The 20,408-nt window shown below is 68.6% G+C and carries 8 protein-coding genes and 1 pseudogene; 7 read left to right on the top strand and 2 right to left on the bottom strand.

Going from position 1 to position 20,408, the window contains the following annotated elements; all coding sequences use genetic code 11:
* The first annotated feature begins 93 nt into the window (after nt 1–93).
* Nucleotides 94–2,700, top strand: a complete 2,607-nt coding sequence (locus ACI6GS_RS21120) for an HWE histidine kinase domain-containing protein (protein ID WP_439815448.1) — start codon at nt 94–96, stop codon at nt 2,698–2,700.
* A 9-nt stretch (nt 2,701–2,709) separates the two neighbouring features.
* Here the strand turns inward: ACI6GS_RS21120 and malQ are convergent, their stop codons facing one another.
* Both malQ and ACI6GS_RS21110 read right to left on the bottom strand, forming a co-directional pair.
* Nucleotides 2,710–4,614 carry a 4-alpha-glucanotransferase gene (malQ, locus tag ACI6GS_RS21115; protein ID WP_439815447.1) on the bottom strand — a complete coding sequence of 635 codons (1,905 nt, stop codon included), beginning with the start codon at nt 4,612–4,614 and terminating at the stop codon, nt 2,710–2,712.
* 26 nt (nt 4,615–4,640) lie between these two features.
* Nucleotides 4,641–6,074 carry an alpha,alpha-trehalose-phosphate synthase (UDP-forming) gene (locus tag ACI6GS_RS21110; RefSeq protein ID WP_439815446.1) on the bottom strand — a complete coding sequence of 478 codons (1,434 nt, stop codon included), beginning with the start codon at nt 6,072–6,074 and terminating at the stop codon, nt 4,641–4,643.
* Between the two features lie 275 nt (nt 6,075–6,349).
* Here ACI6GS_RS21110 and ACI6GS_RS21105 point away from each other — a divergent pair, with 275 nt between their 5' ends.
* From ACI6GS_RS21105 to treY, 6 genes and pseudogenes are all read left to right on the top strand, one after another.
* Nucleotides 6,350–8,368, top strand: coding sequence for an alpha-1,4-glucan--maltose-1-phosphate maltosyltransferase (locus ACI6GS_RS21105; protein WP_439815445.1), 2,019 nt, complete (start codon nt 6,350–6,352; stop codon nt 8,366–8,368).
* Nucleotides 8,361–11,618: pseudogene (treS, locus tag ACI6GS_RS21100) on the top strand (maltose alpha-D-glucosyltransferase); the annotation flags it as partial. The gene ACI6GS_RS21105 and the pseudogene treS, both read left to right, overlap by 8 nt.
* Nucleotides 11,540–13,591, top strand: coding sequence for a 1,4-alpha-glucan branching protein GlgB (gene glgB, locus ACI6GS_RS21095; RefSeq protein ID WP_439815444.1), 2,052 nt, complete (start codon nt 11,540–11,542; stop codon nt 13,589–13,591). The pseudogene treS and the gene glgB, both read left to right, overlap by 79 nt.
* The gene (gene glgX / locus ACI6GS_RS21090; RefSeq protein WP_439815443.1) at nt 13,591–15,696 is read left to right on the top strand and encodes a glycogen debranching protein GlgX; all 2,106 of its coding nucleotides are present in this window, start codon (nt 13,591–13,593) and stop codon (nt 15,694–15,696) included. Before glgB ends, glgX begins: the two co-directional genes overlap by 1 nt.
* Nucleotides 15,693–17,513: a malto-oligosyltrehalose trehalohydrolase gene (treZ, locus tag ACI6GS_RS21085; RefSeq protein WP_439815442.1), complete on the top strand. Its 1,821-nt coding sequence runs from the start codon at nt 15,693–15,695 to the stop codon at nt 17,511–17,513. The genes glgX and treZ overlap by 4 nt, the downstream gene beginning before the upstream one ends.
* Entirely contained in the window at nt 17,513–20,266 is a 2,754-nt protein-coding gene (gene treY / locus ACI6GS_RS21080; protein WP_439815441.1) for a malto-oligosyltrehalose synthase, read from the top strand. Before treZ ends, treY begins: the two co-directional genes overlap by 1 nt.
* Nucleotides 20,267–20,408: the final 142 nt, after the last annotated feature.

Raw genomic sequence — 20,408 nt, 5'->3', positions numbered from 1 at the left:
AACCCAGGCGGCGGTGAGTTCCGATCCCATTGTTGCAGTTGTGACGAGTGGGATCCCTGCGTTCCGGAGATGTCGCCCCATGGTGCAGCCAGCGTGACCGAGGAACCTCTCAGACGCCCCGAGCTGGAGCCCGGCGCACCCGTCGACCTCAGCAATTGCGACCGCGAGCCCATCCACATTCCAGGGCGGATCCAGCCACACGGCGTGATGCTGGTGTGCGAGGACGATGGCAGCCAGATCGCATTCGCCTCGGAAGGTGCGGCGGCAGTGCTGGGCCTTGGCAACGGCACCGTGCTGGGCCGGACGCTGGGCGAGGTATTGGGCCCGGCCCTGGCCCATGACCTGCGCAATGCCTCGGCCAAGGCGGGGGGCGGACGGCATTCCGGCATGCTCAACGGAGCGCGACCGGAGGGGACCGCGCAGGCATTCGACATCGTTGTGCATCGCCACGACGGACGCATGATCGTCGAGCTTGAGCCGGCCCAGGGCTCGGCCGATGCCGCGTTCGAGGCGTTGGAGGTGGTGCAGGCCCTGGTTCGCCGCATCAGTTCCGAACACGACGTGACGGGCATCGCCGCTGCGGCGGCTCGCCTCGCACGTGTGGCACTGCGGTACGACCGGGTGATGGTCTATCGCTTCCTGCACAACGCGGCGGGCCGTGTGATCGCCGAGGCGAAGCGCCCGGCCATGCACAGTTTCCTGGGCCAGCACTTCCCCGCGGCCGACATCCCGGCCCAGGCCCGGCGCCTGTACCTGGACAACTGGCTGCGCCAGATTGGCGACATCAATGCCGAGACCCTGCCGCTGACAGCTGCGCCAGAGGCGGAGGCCCGCCCGGTCGATCTGTCGTTTGCTCATTTGCGCGCCGTGTCGCCCGTGCATTGCGAGTACCTGCGCAACATGGGCGTGGCGGCGTCGCTCTCGATCTCAATCGTGGTCGACGGCCGGCTGTGGGGCCTGATCGTGTGCCATCACGACAGTCCCCGGGTGGTCCCCATGGCGACCCGTGTCGGGGCGGAACTGTTCGGCCGCTATGTCTCCTCACAGATCGCGATGGCCGAGCGCCAGGGCGAGATGCGGGCCGCGCGCGCGGCGCGCGAGCGGCTGGACGACCTTGTCCATGCGTTCGAGCCGGACCAGCCCCTGGCGGAATCGCTGTCCAGCCTGCTGGCCGCCGTCGACACGCTCGTTCCATGTGATGGAGCAGCGCTCTATCTGGGCGGACGCTGGACCACGCGCGGCACCGTTCCGGACGAGGCGCTGCGGATCCGGCTGGCCCATCGCCTGGCCGGCCAGCCGGCGGGCCAGGTCTGGTCGACCACCGCGCTGGACCAGGCGCTGGCCACGACGCTGGGCGAACTGGGCAGCGTGGCCGGGGCGCTTGCGATACCCCTGTCGCTGGAGGCGCAGGATTACCTGGTCCTGTTCCGGAACGAGGAAGCGCACAGCATCGAATGGGCCGGTGTGCCGTCCAAGGACGTCGTCCCCGGTCCGCTGGGGCCGCGGCTTACGCCCCGTGGCAGCTTCGATGCGTGGCGCGAGGACGTTCGCGGCCAGGCACAGCCCTGGACCGATGCTGATCGTGCCGTGGCGGAGGCGGTGCGCACCTACCTCCGCGATGTGGTGCTGCGCTATGGCGAGTTCACCCAGGACGAGCGTCACCGGGCCGAGCGGCAATACCGCGTCCTGAACGACGAGTTGAACCACCGCATCAAGAACATCCTGGCCCTGGTGAAGTCGCTGGCCAGCCAGACCGCCGCCCATGCCGATACGGTTGCAGGCTATTCCGCAGCACTGGAGGGAAGGCTGCTGGCATTGTCCTTCGCGCACGACCAGGCCCTGGGCGCGCGCGGGGGGCCGGCGCAGGTTGCGACGCTGGTGGAAGCGGAGGCCAGCGCCACCCGCGATGGACAGGGGGGGCAGCGGGTGGCCGGCCACGGCCCTGCCGTCGCGCTGGACGACCGGGCCTTTGGCGCGATGGCGTTGGTCCTGCACGAAATGATGACCAACGCCGCGAAGTATGGTGCCCTGGCCGAGCCGGGTGGGCGCGTAGCGGTCAGCTGGGCGCTGGACGGTGCCGGCAACTGTGTCCTGGACTGGGTGGAGCAGGGCGGGCCCAGGGTCGTACCGCCCACGCGCCAGGGCTTTGGCAGCGCCCTGATCCAGGCGACGCTGGGCCATGACCTGGGGGGCAGCGTCACGGTCGACTATGCGCCCGATGGCCTGCGTGCGCGCCTGGTGATCCCCGCCGCGCATGTCCGCCCAGTGCCGGAAGGTTCGGGCGCGGATCCGGCCGCTGTCCGCCGACCCCCGGCGCGCAGCCAGGTCCTGCACGGCCTGAGCGTCCTGCTGGTCGAGGATCAGGCCCTGATCGCGATGGACATCGAAATGATGCTACGCCGCCTGGGCGCGCGCGAGGTGCAATCCGTGCCCGACCGCGAGCGCGCCTTGGCCGCCATCCAGGCCTCGCCGCCCGATGTCGCGGTACTCGACTATGACCTCCAGGGCGTCCCGTCGGACGATCTCGCCGATGCACTGGCCCAGCGTGCCATCCCCTTCGCCTTCGCGACCGGCTACGGGCCGCGCGCCGATCGCATCCCGGCGCGCTTCGCCCATGTCCCGGTCGTGCGCAAGCCGATCGAGGCGAGCGCCCTTGCCGATCGGTTGGCTGCTGCCCTGGCCCCGCCTGAGGCCGGTTAGCCGGCGCGATCAGGTGGGGCCGGCGCGACCTTCCGCGCGCAGCACATCCGCCAAGTGGAGCAGGGTGCCGTCGTGCTCCAGCTCCTCGATCGTGAGGCGCGCCCGTCGGCGCCAATTGGGATGTTCCGTCGTCGTGCCCGGGACGTTGGGCTGGTCCGGGTCGGCGCACAGGTCCTCAAGCGGAATCATCAGCAGGTCGGACGGCGTGCGCGCCAGGAAGCGCGTGACACTTTCCAGGTCGATCGCGCGGCCCAGGCCTTCCGCCTCCAGCGCATCGGCCAGATGGCGATGCGCCTCCCGACGGCTTTCTTCCGTTTCGCCAGGGTCCAGGCCCAGGGATCGCTTCACCCACAGGTCGTGCCCCGTCAGCCACCCCTGCAGGGTGGGGAGGTCGTGGGTGGTGAAGCTGACCAGTGCGCGCCGGGGATAATCGCGCGGCGGCCTGAACCGGCCATCGGCCGCCCGCTCGAACATCAACAGGCGATAGGACAGCACGCCCCAGTCGGCCAGCGCGTCCTGCAGGCCCGGCGGAAGGGTGCCCAGGTCCTCCCCGATCACCAGGGATTGCCAGCGGTCGCTTTCGAGGGCGGTCGCCGCGAGCATTCCATCACGCGGGAAATCGACATAGGCGCCATCGGCGGGGCCGACACCCCAGGGGACCCAGAATTGCCGTTGCAGGCCAATGGCATGATCGATGCGCACCGCACCCGCATGCCGCATCGCACCGGCGAGGACATTCCGCCAGGCGGCAAAGCCCGAGGCCTCCAGCGGGCCGGGCGCGAACGGGGCCAGGCCCCAGCTCTGGCCAGCGGTATTGATGGGGTCGGGCGGCGCGCCCAGCGATACGCCATGGGCGAACGACCCCGGTGCGGCAAAGGCGTCGAAGCCACCGGCATCGATGCCCACCGCCACGTCCAGGTACAGGCCGATCGCCATGCCCTGTGCCCGCGCCAGGTCCTGGCAGCAGGCCAGTTGCGCGTGCGCCTGCCATTGGGTCCACGCCACGAGGTCGACTGCCTCCTGCGACCCTTCGGGCAGGACATCGTCGCTCCAGTCGCGCCAGAAGCCGCCGCGGGCCGGGCGCAGCACCTCGAACCGGGCCAGGTCCTCCAGCCCAGGCAGGCTGGCGCGAAAAGTAGCGAAGGCATGGCGCCGGCTGTCGGATGCGTGGGCCTGGAACGCGCGGAAGGCCAGGCTCAGCGCCTCGCGCTTCAGGGACGCCACACCGGCATAGTCGACCAGGGGGGATGCGCGCAGCGTCGCCGCACGCCCGGCCAGGCCCGCCGCCTCCAACCCCGGGAAATCGGGGATGGCGTCCAGGTCGACATGGATGGGGTTCAGGAATGCCCGGCTGTTGGGCGCGTACGGACTGGCATCCTCCGGCCGTTCGCTGAACAGCAGGTGCAGCGGACTGAGCCCGATCGCCGAGGCCCCGCGTGCCGCCGCCAGCCGTATCAGGCGGGCGAGGTCTCCGAAGTCCCCAATGCCGCAATTGTGCGCCGACCGCAGGCCATAGAACTGCACCGCCAGGCCCCACAATCGTCGTCCGGCTGCAAGCGCGGGAGGCAGATGCATCGTGGCGGGCGCCACCAGCAGCAGGGTTTCCGCGCGCTGACCGTCCAGGCTGGCCTCCAGCCGGTAGAGCCCGGGCTCCAGGTCAGGCAGGGACAGCATGCGATCGCGGACCTCGGCCTCGCAGGCGATCGCGGTTCCGTCCTCTGACGTGACCCGGAAGCGCAGCAGGCCTGGGGCCAGGGGCACGCGCAGCCGCGGTGGTCGGCCCTGCCGAACGACCGCCAATGGGGGCAGCAGGCCTGGTGGGGCCGGCGGTCCCTGCGCTTCGACGATGCGGGCGACCGTCTCGGGCGGGGGCACGTGCACCCGTCCGAAGGCATCGACATAGGACCCCGTCATCGCGCGCCGCCGACCGCCTTCATCGATCAGGCGGCGGCCGGCGCCAATTGGCGGCGTTGGGCTGCGCGAACGCTCAGGGTCCGCCGGGGGCGGGCGGCCAGATCGGCCAGGAAGCCATTGAACCAGTCATCGAGCGAGGAGGCGCGCATCACGTCCATCATCGCCGCCCAGCGTTCGCGCCGTTCCGGCGCGGGCATGGCAAAGGCACGATGCAGTGCGCCCGCCACGTCCTCCGCATCCAGCGGATTGACCATCAGGGCGGCATCCAGCTGACGTGCAGCACCCGCAAAGCGCGACAGGACCAGCACGCCCGGATCCAGCGGATTCTGTGCCGCCACATATTCCTTGGCCACCAGGTTCATCCCGTCGCGGATGGGGGTGACGCAACCCACCTCGGCCACGCGATAGAATCCGGCCAGGACGCTTTGGGAGAAGCCGCGGTTGAGGTAGCGGATGGGCGACCAGTCGACCTCGGCAAAGCGGCCATTGATCTCCCCCGCCAAGCCGGACAACTCGTTGCGCAGGCTGCGATAGGCGTCGATGCGCTCGCGCGTCGGCAGGGCGATCTGCAGCAGGGCCGCCGCCTTCGGCGGCTCGGGATGCTGTTCCAGATAGCGGGCAAACGCCCGGAAGCGGTTGGCGATCCCCTTTGAATAGTCCATCCGGTCCACCCCGATGGCGAGCTTGGCCCCGCCCAGGCTGTTCCTGAGCCGCGAAACCTCGGGCAGGCTGGCGGCACGCGCGGCCTGTGCGGCAAAGCCGTCGGTGTCGATGCCGATCGGGTTGGTCGACAGGCGAGTGACGTGCCCGCCCAGGACTAGGTCGCAGCCGTCGCGTTCGCCGACGTCCAGGCTGGACCGCGCAAGCGCGATGAAGTTGCGCCGATCATCCTCCGTCTGGAAGCCGATCAGGTCATAGGACAGCATCGCGCGCAGCAGTTCGCGATGATGCGGCAGGGTGGCCATCTGGTCCGGCGCCGGGAACGGCGTGTGGAAGAAGAAGCCCAGGCGGTTGTCGATGCCGCGCCGCCGCAAGTCCAGCCCCAGGGTCATGAAGTGGTAGTCATGGATCCAGACGGGCACGTCCGCCTTGACCAATGGCACCAGCGCCTGCGCCATCATCGCGTTGATCCGGCAATAGGCGCCGAAATCCTCCTGGGCAACCTGGATCAGGTCCGGGCGCGAATGCAGGACGGGCCACAGCGCACCGTTGGCGAAGCCTTCGTAGAAGCGCTGGTAGTCGGCCGTGGGCAGGTCGACCGTGGCCAGCAGGCCGGCGCCCAGAGGCTCGACCTTGGCCTGCAGCGTGTCGGGCACGCTGGCGACGGTGTCGCCGCTGCCGCCGAACCAGATTGCGCCGTTGTTCTGAACCGCAGGCAGGAGCGCCGCCGCGAGGCCGCCCATCACTGGGGCGTCCGGGCTCGGCCTGGCAACCCTGTTCGACACCACGATCGCAGCCATTGGCGTACTCCTCCGGATCACCTCGCGATCACGCCAATGCCACAGGGGCCAAAATCGTTCCGGGGGCGGATGTGGAATCTCCACTTTTTCGCTGCGATGCAGCATCGCAGCGCCGGACGGCGGAACAAAACCCGCAGCTATGGCTTTGGCATCCCGTGATGCTGGCCCCCCGGGGCGTGGCATAGCGACGTGCGTGCAAGGACTGGAGCGTTGGCATGGAGCATGAGGGCAGCGGCGCCGCGCGTCCTGGGGCTTTGCGGAAGGATCGGGATGGGATGCCTGCCGCCGCACCCGCCAAGGCGCGAAACCGCAAGGTGGTTCAACAGCCTCAGCCCACCGCTCAGGTGCTTGACCCTGTCCAGCCCTGGACGGATCGCGCCCGTCCCCTGATCGAGGACGTCTGGCCGATCGTCGACGGCGGACGCCATGCGGTGAAGCGCATCGACGGCGACATCGTCGACGTCTGGGCCGATGTCTTCAGCGATGGGCACGAAGTGCTGGCCGTCGAGGTCCAGTGGCGCACCGGCGATGGGCCGTGGCAGGCGGCGCCCATGCGGCTGTTGGAGAACGACCGCTGGACGGGCCGTTTTCCGGCGATCGGGCCTGGCCGCCTGACCTACCGCATCGCCGCCTGGACGGACACGTTTGCTACCTGGCGCCGGGAGGTCGAGCTGAAGCGGGCCGCTGGCCAGGACGTCAGTCTGGAATGCCGCGAGGGCGCAATGCTCCTCCAGGCGGCGCCGGGCGACGGGCCGGACGGCGACGCGATTGCCCGGGCGCTGGGTGCTTTCGAGGCAAGCGGGGAACCCGCCGTCCTCCTTCAGCCGACCCTGGCCGAGGCGATGAGCAGGGTGCAGGCACGTTCGGACATTGTGTACAGCGAAGGCCTGCCGATGGTCGTGGACCGTCCGCGTGCCGGCTTTGCCGCCTGGTACACGATGGTGCCGCGCAGCCAGGGGCAGCAGCCGGGGCAGGGGGCCACGTTCGACGACTGCGTCGCGCGCCTGCCCGACATTGCCGCCATGGGCTTTGACACGTTGTACCTGCTGCCGATCCATCCGATCGGCCTCAGCCATCGCAAGGGGCGCAACAACGCCGTGACGGCTGAGCCGGGTGAGCCGGGCAGCCCCTATGCCATCGGCGGGGCCGAGGGTGGGCACGATGCCGTGCATCCCGAGCTTGGCGGCATGGACGGTTTTCGCCGCCTGGTGGCGGAGGCGCGCGGACACGGGATGGAGGTGGCGCTGGACTTCGCCATCCAGTGCTCCCCCGATCACCCGTGGCTGAAGGAGCATCCCGACTGGTTCCGCAAGCGGCCGGACGGGACGATCCGCTATGCCGAGAACCCGCCCAAGAAGTACCAGGACATCGTCAATGTCGACTTCCATGGCGCCGACGCAGGCGGCCTGTGGCAGGCCCTGCTGGACGTCACGCTGTTCTGGGTCGACCAGGGTGTGCGCTGTTTCCGGGTCGACAATCCCCACACCAAGCCGTTCCGCTTCTGGGAATGGCTGATTGCCGAGGTGAAGCGCCGCGATCCCGGCGTGATCTTCCTGTCGGAAGCCTTTACCCGGCCCAAGGTCATGAAGGCCTTGGCCAAGATCGGCTTCACCCAGTCCTACACCTATTTCACGTGGCGCACGGGCAAACAGGAGTTCATCGACTACCTGACCGAACTCACGACCAGCGTCGCCAAGGAGTACATGCAGCCCAACTTCATGCCGACAACGCCCGACATCCTGCCCTGGCACCTGCAGAACGCCAGTCGCGGCATGTTCATGGCCCGCGCTGGGCTGGCGGCGACCCTGTCGGGCGTGTGGGGCATGCTGAACGGCTATGAATTGTGCGAGGCGACGCCAGTCCCCAACAAGGAAGAGTACCTGGACTCGGAAAAGTACGAATTCAAGGTGCGTGACTGGAATGCTCCGGGGAACATCAAGGACTTCCTGGCCCGCCTGAACCGTAGCCGCCAGCAGAACCCGGCCCTGCAACAGACGCGCAACCTACGCTTCGTCGCGGTCGATGACGATCAGATCCTGGGCTTCGTCAAGGAATCGAAGGACCACCACAACGTGGTCGCCGTCGCGGTGGCGCTCCAGGGCGGGGGGCCACGCACCTTCTGGTTCCATTTCGGCGACCTGGAGGTCGGTCCGCCTGAGGCGCGCGCCCGCGTCGCAGCGGTTGAGAACCTGGCAACCGGCGAGCGCCAGCCCATCGAGTGGGGTGGCGTGCGCATGACAATCGACCCTGAACAGGACCCTGTGATGCTGCTGCGGTGCCTGACCCATGCCTGATACTGCGATCCCCCACCATGCCGCTGTGGATGCTGGCGATACCGTGATCGAAGCGGCGCGGCCGGCGACCGCGATGGTGATCCCGGGCGATGCCGACTGGTTCAAGGATGCCGTCTTCTACGAATTGCACGTCAAGGCATTCGCCGACGGCAACGGCGACGGCATCGGCGACTTCAAGGGCCTGACCGAGCGGCTGGACTACCTCCAGGACCTGGGGGTGACCTGCATCTGGTTGTTGCCGTTCTATCCCAGCCCGCAGCGGGACGACGGCTACGACATTTCGGACTACCGCTCGATCAACCCGGCCTACGGGACGATGCGCGACTTCCGACTGTTCATGGACGAGGCAAAACGCCGGGGCCTGCGCGTCATCACCGAACTGGTCATCAACCACACGTCCGACCAGCATCCCTGGTTCCAGCGCGCGCGCGCGGCGAAGAAGGGCAGCAAGTATCGCGATTGGTACGTCTGGAGCGATACCGATCAGAAGTACCAGGAAACCCGGATCATATTCACGGATACGGAGAAGTCGAACTGGACCTGGGACCCGGTGGCGGGGGCCTATTACTGGCACCGCTTCTTCTCGCATCAGCCGGACCTGAACTACGACAATCCGCAGGTCTTCCGCGCGATCGTCCAGACGATGAAGTTCTGGCTCGACTTCGGGATCGACGGGTTCCGGCTGGATGCGATCCCATACCTGATCGAACGCGACGGCACGATCAACGAGAACCTGGCCGAGACCCACGAGGTGGTGAAGGCGCTGCGCCGTGAGCTGGATGCTTATGCGCCGGGCCGCCTGTTTCTGGCGGAAGCCAACATGTGGCCGGAGGACGTCAGCGCCTATTTCGGGGACGGCGATGGCGACGAATGCCACATGGCGTACCACTTCCCGTTGATGCCGCGCATGTTCATGGCGATCGCGCAGGAGGACCGCCACCCGATCACCGACATCATGCGGCAGACGCCGGACATCCCGGCCAACTGCCAATGGGCCATGTTCCTGCGCAACCATGACGAGCTGACGCTTGAGATGGTCACCGACATGGAGCGCGACTACCTGTGGTCGACCTATGCGGCGGACAAGGCGGCGCGCATCAATGTTGGCATCCGCAGGCGTCTGGCGCCTCTTATGGAAAACGACCGGCGCAAGATCGAGCTGATGAACAGCCTGCTGTTCTCGATGCCCGGCACACCGTTCCTCTACTACGGGGACGAGATCGGCATGGGGGACAACTTCTACCTCGGCGACCGCAATGGCGTGCGGACGCCGATGCAGTGGACGCCCGACCGCAATGGCGGCTTCTCCCGCTGCGATCCCGCGCGGCTCTACCTGCCGGCGATCATGGACCCGGTCTATGGCTTCCAGTCGGTCAACGTGGAGGCGCAGTCGCGCAGCGTCTCGTCGCTGCTGAGCTGGACCAAGCGCATCATCGCCGTCCGCAAGACGATGAACGTCTTCGGCCGCGGCTCGCTCAGCTTCCTCTATCCGGCCAACCGCTCGGTCTTTGCCTATCTCCGCATCCACGAGGATACGGTGGTGCTGTGCGTCGCGAACCTGTCGCGTGCAGCCCAGGCGGCGGAGCTGGACCTGTCGGCCTATCGCGGACGGGTGCCGGTCGAACTGCTGGGCCGCACCGCCTTCCCGACCATCGGGGAAGCGCCGTTCGTCGTGACGCTGCAGCCCTATGGCTTCTTCTGGTTCCAACTGACGGTGCCGGAAGGGGGCATGCCGGAAGCGCCGGCACCGCGGGCCGACTTGGTCACGCTGGTAATGAGCGATGGCTGGCGCGCGCTGCGCGAGGGCCGCTCGCGTCAGACGGTCGAGCGCGACATCCTGCCTGCCTATGTCGCCAACCGGCGCTGGTATGCGGCCAAGTCGGGCACCGTTCCCGCGATCACGGTTCAGGCGGTGCTGCCCCTGGCCCAGGGTGCGCCGGGGCCTGCGCTGGCGGTGATCGAGACGACGGCCGGAGCGGCCGTGGCCCGCTATGCCCTGCCGCTTGATATCGAATGGAGCCGCCTGGATCTTCAGGCCAACGCGCCGAATACCGTGATCAGCCGCGTGCGCAAGGGCCCGAAGGAAGGCGTCCTGGTCGACGCGGCCGGCGATCCCCGCTTCGTGACGACGGCGCTGCGCCTGCTGTTGGACGGGGCAGAGGTCGAGACCGGCCAGGGCCGCCTGGTCTTCAACCCGACGCAGCGCTTCCGCGAGCAGGGCCTGCCCCCGTTCGAGGCGATCCGCGCGATCGGCGTAGAGCAGTCGAACTCCACTACAATCGTGGACGATGCGCTGGTGATGAAGACCTATCGCCGCCTGCAGCCCGGCATCAACCCGGAGATCGAGATCGGCCGCTTCCTGACCGATGTCGCGCAGTTCGCGCACGTTCCACCGCTCCTCGGCTCGATCGAGTGGGTTGAGGGCGAGACCCATACCGCGGTCGGCGTGGTGCACGGCTATGTCTGGAACCAGGGCGATGGCTGGACCCTGACCGCCAACCACCTGGACCGTGTCCTGGAGGAGATGCTGCTCGTCACGGCCGAGCCGATCCCGGGCGAGGTGCTGCACGGCGCCTATCTCCAGCGGGTGCAGCAATTGGGCCTGCGCACGGCCGAACTGCATCTGGCCCTGGGCTCGGCCGTGGACGATCCGGCGCTGGAGCCGGAGGCGATCGCCGCTGCCGACATCGCCGCCTGGACCGACGACCTGATCGCCGAACTGGAAAATGCCCTGGCTGCGCTCGAAGCGCTGGGCGACAGGCTCAGCCCCCTGGCGCATGACCTGGCGTCCCGCCTGCGGGCGGCGCGCGAGCGGGCGATGGAGCGGGTGCGTGGCCTTCTGCCCTCGGACCTGCCGGCGCTGAAGGCCCGCCATCACGGCGACTTCCACCTGGGCCAGGTGATGATCGTGCAGGCCGATGTCGCCATCGTCGATTTCGAGGGCGAGCCGATGCAGCCCATCGCGCGGCGGCGGGACAAGGCACCGGTCGCCCGCGACGTCGCAGGAATGCTGCGTTCGTTCGACTATGCCGGCTGGGCCGCCCTGGACCGTGTCGTGCAGCGCTTCCCCGAGGCGCGCGAGACGCTGACGCCCCAGGTCGAGGCCTGGCGCGGCATGATCGAGCAGGCCTATCTGGGCATCTACCGCACGACCATGGGCGACAGTGCGCTGTGGCCGCAGGAACCGGAACTGGCAAATCGCCTGCTCTCGTTCTTCATTCTCGAAAAGGCGGTGCACGAGATCCACTACGAGCTGAACAACCGTCCCGACTGGGTCCACCTGCCATTGGCTGGCATCGTCCGCATCCTGCTGGACGACGGGGCCGCCTCGTGAGCGGCACGGGGCAGGGCCAACGCTGGCTGGGTGACCTCGACCTGCATCTCTGGGGCCACGGGCGCCTGCTGGAGGCCTGGCGCAGGCTGGGGGCCCATCCGGGGGAGTGCGAGGGTGCTGCGGGAACATTCTTTGCCGTGTGGGCGCCCAATGCGCGGCGCGTCAGCATCGTGGGCGATTTCAACGCCTGGGACGGTCGGGCCCACCCCTTGCGGGTCGAGGGGCCGGGCCTGTGGTCCGGCTTCGTGCCCGGCGCCGCGGTCGGAATGCGCTACAAGTACGAGCTGGAGGACGCGCACGGCCATCTCCTCCCGCTGAAGGCCGACCCGTTCGCCGCCGCAGCGGAATTGCGGCCGGCCAATGCCTCCGTCATCGCCGATCCGGCGGTGCTCGGCCGGCCGACCCGCGGCGATGCACGGGCCAATTCCCTGGATGCGCCCATCTCGATCTACGAGGTGCACTTGGGGTCATGGCGGCGGGGGGACGGAAATCGCTGGCTGACCTATCGCGAGCTGGCGGACCAACTGCCCGCCTATGTCGCGGACATGGGCTTCACCCATGTCGAGTTCCTGCCCATCATGGAGCATCCGTTCGATGGCTCCTGGGGCTATCAGACGACGGGCCTGTTCGCGCCGACGTCGCGGTTCGGCAGTCCCGCCGACTTCAAGGCGCTGGTCGACGCCTGCCATGCCCATGGCCTGGCCGTGATCCTGGACTGGGTGCCCGCGCACTTTCCCGACGATGCCTTTGGCCTCGCCCGCTTCGACGGGACGGCGCTGTACGAGCACGCGGACCCGCGACAGGGCCGGCACCAGGACTGGGGCACGCTGATCTACAACCTGGGCCGGGCCGAGGTTGCGAACTTCCTGCTGGCCAGCGGCCTCTACTGGATCGAGGTGTTCGGCGTGGACGCGCTGCGGGTCGATGCCGTCGCCTCCATGCTCTATCTCGACTACAGCAGGGCCGCCGACCAGTGGGTGCCCAATGCCCATGGCGGGCGCGAGAACCTGGAGGCGATCGACTTCCTGCGCCGCATGAACGTGGAGGTGTTCGGCCGCAATCCCGGCGCCACGACGATGGCGGAGGAATCGACCGCCTGGCCCGGCGTCTCCCGACCCACCGACGTCGGGGGCCTGGGCTTCGGCTACAAGTGGAACATGGGGTGGATGCACGACACGCTGAAATACGTGTCCCGCGATCCGGTCCATCGCCGCCATCACCATGGCGAGATCACCTTCGGCCTGCACTATGCCTTCAGCGAGAACTTCATCCTGCCCCTGAGCCATGACGAGGTGGTGCACGGCAAGGGGACGATCCTGGGCCGGATGCCCGGCGACGACTGGCAGCGCTTCGCGACCTTGCGGGCCTACTACGCCTTCATGTTCGGCCATCCGGGCAAGAAGCTGCTGTTCATGGGAGCTGAACTGGCGCAGGCGCGCGAGTGGAGCGAGGAGCGCGCGCTCGACTGGCATGTGCTGGAGGACGCGCCGCACGCCGGTGTGCAGCGCCTGATCCGCGACCTGAACCACCTGTATCGGGACGTGCCGGCGCTGCACCGGCTGGACTGTGCTGCCGAGGGCTTTGCCTGGGTGGTTGAGCAGGATGCGGGCAACAGCGTGTTCGCCTGGATCCGCCGCAGCGTGGGCCAAGACCGCCCCTGCCTGGTCGTCGTCAACTTCACGCCCCAGGTCCATCACGGCTATCGCGTGCCCGTGCCGATGGGCGGGCCGTGGCGCGAAGTCCTCAATACCGATGCATCCGTCTATGGCGGCAGCAATGTCGGCAACCACGGCATCGTGGCGGCGGAACCGGACGGCTCTGGCGGCTTTGGACTGGGTCTGACGCTGCCGCCCTTGGCCGCGCTGTTCCTGGTTCCGGAGGTTGGCTGATGCGCATCGAAGGGGGGACGTCGGATCGGCTGGGCGCCCAGTGGGACGGCCGGGGCGCCAACTTCGCGTTGTTCTCGGCCCATGCGGAAAAGGTCGAGCTGTGCCTGTTCGACGCGGATGGCCAGCGCGAGACAGCACGCATCGCTCTGCCGGAACGTACCGGCGACATCTGGCACGGCCGCATTGCCGATGTCTGGCCGGGCCAGCTCTACGGCTATCGCGTCCACGGCCCCTATGCACCGGAACAGGGTCACCGCTTCAACCCGCACAAGTTGCTTCTCGACCCCTATGCCAAGGCCCTGGCCGGTCGCCTGAACTGGAACGATGCGCATTTCGGCTACCGCATCGGCTCCCGGCGCGAGGACCTGAGCTTCGACCGCCGCGACAGCGCCCGCTTCATGCCGAAAGCGGTCGTGGTCGACGATGCCTTTACCTGGGGCCAGGACCGACGGCCCCGGGTCCGGTGGTCGGACACCATCTTCTACGAGGCGCACGTGAAGGGGCTGACGATGCAGCACCCGGATGTGCCGTCCCACCTGCGCGGCTCCTATCGCGCACTGGGCTCCCCTGCCTTGCTGGATCACCTGCGACGGCTGGGCGTCACGTCGATCGAGCTCCTGCCGATCCATGCCTTTGCCGACGACCGATACCTCGTCCAGCGCAACCTCAGGAACTATTGGGGTTACAGCACGCTCGGCTTCTTTGCGCCCGAGCCGCGCTACGCCTTCGGCAATGCGGTGGCCGAGTTCAAGTCGATGGTGGCGCGCCTTCACGATGCCGGGTTCGAGGTGATCCTGGATGTGGTCTACAACCACACGTGCGAGGGGAACCATGCCGGTCCCACCCTGTCGTTCAAGGGGATCGACAATGCCTCCTACTACTGGCTGACGCCTGACAATCCGCGCTACTACGAGAACTATACCGGCTGCGGCAATGCCCTGAACCTGAGCCATCCGCGCGTGCTGCAGATGGTCATGGATTCGCTTCGCTACTGGGCCGAGACCTGCCATGTCGACGGCTTCCGCTTCGATCTGGCGACGACGCTGGCCCGCGGCCCGAACGGGTTCGAGCAGAACCATCCCTTCTTCCAGGCGGTGCGGCAGGACCCGATCCTGGCCGGGGTCAAGCTGGTGGCGGAGCCGTGGGACATCGGGCTTGGCGGATACCAGGTTGGCGCCTTTCCCTCCGGCTGGTCGGAGTGGAACGATCATTGCCGGCAGACGCTGCGCCGCTTCTGGCGGGGCGACGGCGGCATCATCGGTGACCTGGCGCATTGCCTGTCGGGATCTGCCGAGATCTATGGCCCGGGCGGGCGCGACCCGTGCGCCAGCGTCAACCATGTGACCGTCCATGACGGGTTCACCCTGGCCGACCTGGTCAGCTACACAAGCAAGCACAACGACGCCAATGGCGAGGACAATCGCGACGGCAGCGACGAGAACTTCAGCGCCAATTGGGGGGCTGAGGGACCGACGGACGATGCCGCCATCCTGGACCTGCGGGCACGCACGAAGCGCAACCTGCTGGCCAGCCTGCTGATTGCGCAAGGCGTGCCGCTGCTGCTGGCGGGGGACGAGGTCGGCAACGGCCAGGGCGGCAACAACAATACCTATTGCCAGGACAATCCCATCGGCTGGGTCGACTGGTCCAAGCCGGCTGCCGGCGATGCGGACCTGACGGCCTTTGTCTCTCGCGTTGCGGCCTTTCGCCGGGCCCATGCCAGTCTGCGGCGCGAGCGCTATCTGACGGGCGCCGCCACTCATGCGGACACACCCGATGTGCAGTGGCTGCGGCCCGACGGGCAGCCGATGAACGATGGCGACTGGTCGTTCCCCGAGGCGCGATTCCTGGCCTATTGCCTGGGTCCGGCCGAACCGGGGGAGGCTCCCATCATCGTTGCCATCAACGGCGCGGAAACCCCGATCGGACTGGTCCTGCCTGGCGCGGCGCACGCACGCTGGCAGGTGGCCGTCACGACCGATACCGCAGACGGGAGTGGGCAGGGCGGCACGGCCGACGCCATGGTCCTGGCGGCCGGGTCGGAGCAGACGATCCCACCGCGGACTGTCGTCCTGTTCGAGGCCCTGGCCGGGGAAGGGGCATGATCGCCGAACCGCCGCCTGCGGTCCTGGCAATGCCCTTTGCCCACGGGCCGCACCGGGCGGCCGACGGTACACTGGTCTTCCGCCTCTGGGCGCCCGCCGCCCGCTCCGTAGACCTGCTGCTGGACGAGGCAGCGCCCCGCCCCATGCCGGCGGTCGGCGACGGCTGGTACGAGGTCGGCATGCCCGACGTGGCCGATGGGGCGCTCTATCGCTTCCGCATCGACGGCGGGCCGGTGGTCGCCGATCCCGCCTCACGCTTCCAGCCACAGGGCGTGATGGGCCCGTCGCAGGTCTGGACCACCCCCTTTTCCTGGCAGAACGACGGCTGGACCGGCCGGCCCTGGCACGAGGCGGTGATCCTGGAGGCGCATGTCGGCACGTTCAGCGAAGCCGGCAGCTATGCCGGCGTCATGGCCCATCTGGAACACCTGGTGGCGACTGGCGTCACGGTGCTGGAACTGATGCCGCTGGCGGCCTTCGCCGGCAAGCGGGGCTGGGGCTATGACGGCGTCCTGCCCTATGCGCCGCATCACGCCTATGGCACCCCCGATGCGCTGCGCCGCCTGGTCGACGCCGCGCATGGGCTGGGCCTGATGGTCATGCTGGACGTCGTGTACAACCATTTCGGGCCGTCCGGGAATTTCCTTCACCAGTACGCGCCGGCCTTCTTCACCGAGCGGCACACGACGCCCTGGGGTGCCGCCATCGACTACACGCAAGCACCGGTGCGCGGCTTCGCGGTCGAGAACGCGCTTCACTGGCTGCGCGACTTCCGCTTTGACGGCCTGCGCCTGGATGCGGTCCATGCGATCCCCGAACCGGGCGAGCCCCACCTTCTTGAGGACCTGAGCCGGGCGGTCGGCGCCCTGGCCCAGGAGACGGGGCGTCACATCCATCTGGTTCTGGAGAACGATGACAACGTCGCCCACCTGCTTGATCCGGCCGTATCCGTTCCGGCGGGCGGCTACCGTGCCCAGTGGAACGACGACCATCACCATGCCTGGCATGTCCTGCTGACGGGTGAGGATCGGGGCTATTACGCAGACTATGCCGAAGGGCCGGGCCAGCTCCTGGCGCGAACGCTGAGCAGCGGCTTCGCCTATCAGGGCGAGGCATCGGCGCATCGCAACGGCGTGCCCCGCGGTCAGCCCAGCGCGCACCTGCCGCCGGCTGCGTTCGTCCACTTCCTGCAGAATCACGACCAGATCGGCAACCGGGCGCTGGGCGACCGGCTGGAGCACCTGGCGCCGGCAGAGGCGGTCGCCGCGGCCCTGGCCGTCCTGTTGCTGGCGCCGCAGCCGCCCATGCTGTTCATGGGCGAGGAATGGGGCACGCGGAAGCCGTTCCCGTACTTCTGCGACTTTGACGGCGACCTGGCAGACGCGGTCCGCCAGGGCCGCGCGCGGGAGTTCGCGGCATTCATGGACCAGCTGCCCACTGGCACGGTCCTGCCCGATGCCCTGGCTGAATCGACGTTCCGCTCGGCGGTCCTTGACTGGTCGGAGCGCCTGGAGCCGCGGCACCAGGCGCGCCTCGACCTCGTGCGGGGCCTCCTCTCCGCGCGCCATGCCCACCTCGTGCCCCGCCTGTCGGGCGATGCCGCGGGCGAGGAGGCCAGAATGTGCCCCGACCGCGTCCTGTGCGCGCGTTGGCGGCTGGGCGACGGCAGTGGTCTGCACCTCGTCGCCAACCTGGGCGACCAGGCCCGCATCTGGGCCGATCCGGCGCCCCCTGGCCAGCCCTTGTGGGGCACCTGGCCGGAGCCGGGCGCCGTCCTGGCGCCGTGGCAGGTCGCTTGGCGTCTGGATCCGACGTGATGACCGTCGGCCCATTGACGGCGACCTACCGCGTCCAGTTCTCGGCAGCGTTCACGTTCCGGGATTGCCTGGCCATCGTTCCCTACCTCGCGCAGCTGGGGATCAGCCACCTCTATGCCTCGCCATTCCTGAAGGCGCGGGCTGGGTCGACCCATGGCTATGACATCGTCGACCACAACCAGCTCAACCCCGAGATCGGATCGAACGAGGACTTCGAGGCCCTGAGCGACGCGCTGGCGGTGCACGGCATCGGCCTGATCCTGGATTTCGTCCCCAATCACATGGGCGTCGGGCAGGGCGACAATGCCTGGTGGCTGGACGTGCTCGAATGGGGGCCGGACTCACCACATGCCGCCAGTTTCGACATCGACTGGAACGTGCCCCTGCCGGGCCGGCAGAACACCGTGCTGTTGCCGATCCTGGGCGACAGCTATGGCGCCGTGCTGGAGGCGGGCGATATTCAACTTCGCTTCGATGGCGAGGCCGGGCGGATCGTTGGCTGGTACTTCGACCATTGCCTGCCGATCCGCCCGAACCGCTATGGCGAGATCGTGCGTCGGGCCGTCGCCCATGCGGGCGCGGGGGAGACGCCGCCCGGTCGTGCACTGCTGGACGTCGTGGCGGCGTGGCCCGGCGCGAACGCACCCCGCCGTGACCAGGCGCCCACCCTGCATGCCGCCCTGGCCGCCGTGCCCGGCGCGGCGGAGGTCATGACGCGCGGCCTGGCTGCCTATGATGCCGGGCAGGGAGGGCTGGAGGCGGCGGGCATTCTCCATCGCCTGCTGGAGCGCCAGCACTACCGCCTGGCCAGCTGGCGCGTCGCGGTCAGCGAGATCAACTACCGCCGGTTCTTCGACGTGAACGACCTTGCCGGCCTTCGCGTCGAAGACAGGCGGACCTTCACGGCGGTGCACAAGCTGGTCGCACGCCTGGTGGCGGCCGGGCGGCTGCATGGCTTGCGGCTGGACCATATCGACGGCCTGTTCGATCCGGTCCAGTACTGCGACCGGCTGGCACGCCTGGTGCGCCGCGCGCGGCCCAGGGCAAAGGGCCGGCCAACCCCTTTCCCCCTGCTGGTGGAGAAGATCCTGGGCCCGGGTGAGGCGCTGCCCGAACTGCCAGGGGTCACGGGTGAGACCGGCTATGCGGCCCTCAACATGATGCTGCGGCTCTTCGTCGATCCGGCGGGAGAGGCGCCGCTGGAGGCTGCCTGGCGCACCGCCACGGGCGAGACCGCAAGCTATTCCCGCATGCTGGAAGCGGCCAAGCTGCGCGTGCTGGAAACCATGCTGGCATCCGAATTCACGGTCCTGGCGCGGGCGCTGCACCGCATCGCGCAGGGCCATTGGCGCACCCGCGACTTTGCCTTCGACCGGCTGGCCCAGGCGCTGCGGTCGGTCATCGTGGCCTTTCCCGTCTATCGCACCTATGTCGACGGGGACGGTGCCAGCCCCGCCGATCGCGAGCTTATCACGCGGGTCACAGAGGCGGCCCGACGGACCTGGTTCGGGCCGGATGGCGAGATCTTCGACTTCATTCGCGACTGCATGAGCCTGGACCTGCTGGCGGACCCGCAGACGACCTACAGCGCGCCCCGCGTGCGGCGCTTCGCCATGAAGCTGCAGCAATTGACCGGGCCGGTCATGGCCAAGTCGCTGGAGGATACCCTCTTCTATCGCCATGTCCGCCTGCTCGCGCTGAACGAGGTTGGTGGCGAGCCCGAGCATTTCGGCACCAGCGTCACCGCCTTCCACGCCGAGGCAGAGGCACGGCAGGCGCAGATGCCGGGTGCACTCACCGCCACCGCCACGCATGATACCAAGCGGGGCGAGGATGCGCGGCTGCGCATCGCGGCACTGTCCGAACTGGCGCCCGACTGGGCCCGTGCTGTCGAGGATTGGCGCGCCCTGAACCGCCGCGCGCTCGGCGCGCCGCCGTCCCCGACGCACGAGTACCTTGTCTATCAGGCGCTTGTCGGTGCGTGGGAAGGAGTGCCCGCCCCCGGGTTCGCCGACCGCTTTGCCGCCTATGTCCAGAAGGCCGCCCGCGAAGGCAAGGTCGAAACCAGTTGGATGCATCCCGACACCGCCTATGAGGCAGCGCTGGACGCATGGGTCCGGGGGCTGCTGGATCCCGGCAGGTCGGCAGAGTTTCACGCAGCCTTCCAGCCGCTGGCCGAGCGCGCCGCGCGACTTGGCGCGCTGTCCGGCCTGTCCCAGACGGTACTCAAGTGCTGCATCCCCGGTGTACCCGACATCTATCAGGGGACGGAGCTTCAGGATCTCTCGCTGGTTGATCCCGACAATCGACGCCCGGTCGACTATCCGCGCCGGTCCGGCGCGTTGCCGCAGGCGGCCGATGCTCTGGCACAGGCCGACTGGGCCGAAGGCCTGCCCAAGCTGGGCGTGCTGGCCCGCCTGCTGCCGCTGCGCCGACGCCATCCGGTCCTGGTCGCCCAGGGGCGTCACGTCCCGATCGTCGCCAGCGGACGCCATGCGGCGCGGGTCGTCGCGTTCGAGCGGCGCCACCGGGACCAGCGCCTGGTCGTCGTCGTGGGTCGCCTCCTGGCACCCTTGACGGACGGGGGGCGGCGCCTGCCCGGGCCCCAGGATTGGGCCGACACGGTCCTGCCGGACCTGGGCCAGGGACTGCGCCCGGTCCTGGACGGGGCGCCCAAGTCCCTGCCGCGCGGGTCCGTCAGACTGGCGGACCTGTTCCCGGTTTGGCCGGTGGCGGTATTGCTGGGGGCATAGTTCTCAGCCCACGGCGCTTGTGTCGTGGGCGTCAAGGCGTCAAAAAGCCGGGTCCCGGAACGTTCGTGGCATGGCCGTCACAGACAGGACAGGGAATCGGGGAGCCCGGGAGTGGGATCCATCCGGCTGGGTTTCAGGGTTT

Origin of the sequence: Zavarzinia sp. CC-PAN008 (assembly GCF_051903925.1) — a bacterium.
In the GTDB taxonomy this organism is placed as follows: domain Bacteria; phylum Pseudomonadota; class Alphaproteobacteria; order Zavarziniales; family Zavarziniaceae.
The sequence above is the reverse complement of the archived record's forward strand: the minus strand, read 5'-3'. Positions and strand labels throughout refer to the sequence as shown.

What these genes read in the sequence shown, in the direction of transcription:
- treZ (WP_439815442.1), top strand. Translation starts at nt 15,693, where the DNA reads ATGATCGCCGAACCGCCGCCTGCGGTCCTGGCAATGCCCTTTGCCCAC.
- treY (WP_439815441.1), top strand. Translation starts at nt 17,513, where the DNA reads ATGACCGTCGGCCCATTGACGGCGACCTACCGCGTCCAGTTCTCGGCA.
- malQ (WP_439815447.1), bottom strand. Translation starts at nt 4,614, where the DNA reads ATGACGGGGTCCTATGTCGATGCCTTCGGACGGGTGCACGTGCCCCCG.
- ACI6GS_RS21105 (WP_439815445.1), top strand. Translation starts at nt 6,350, where the DNA reads ATGCCTGCCGCCGCACCCGCCAAGGCGCGAAACCGCAAGGTGGTTCAA.
- glgX (WP_439815443.1), top strand. Translation starts at nt 13,591, where the DNA reads ATGCGCATCGAAGGGGGGACGTCGGATCGGCTGGGCGCCCAGTGGGAC.
- ACI6GS_RS21110 (WP_439815446.1), bottom strand. Translation starts at nt 6,074, where the DNA reads ATGGCTGCGATCGTGGTGTCGAACAGGGTTGCCAGGCCGAGCCCGGAC.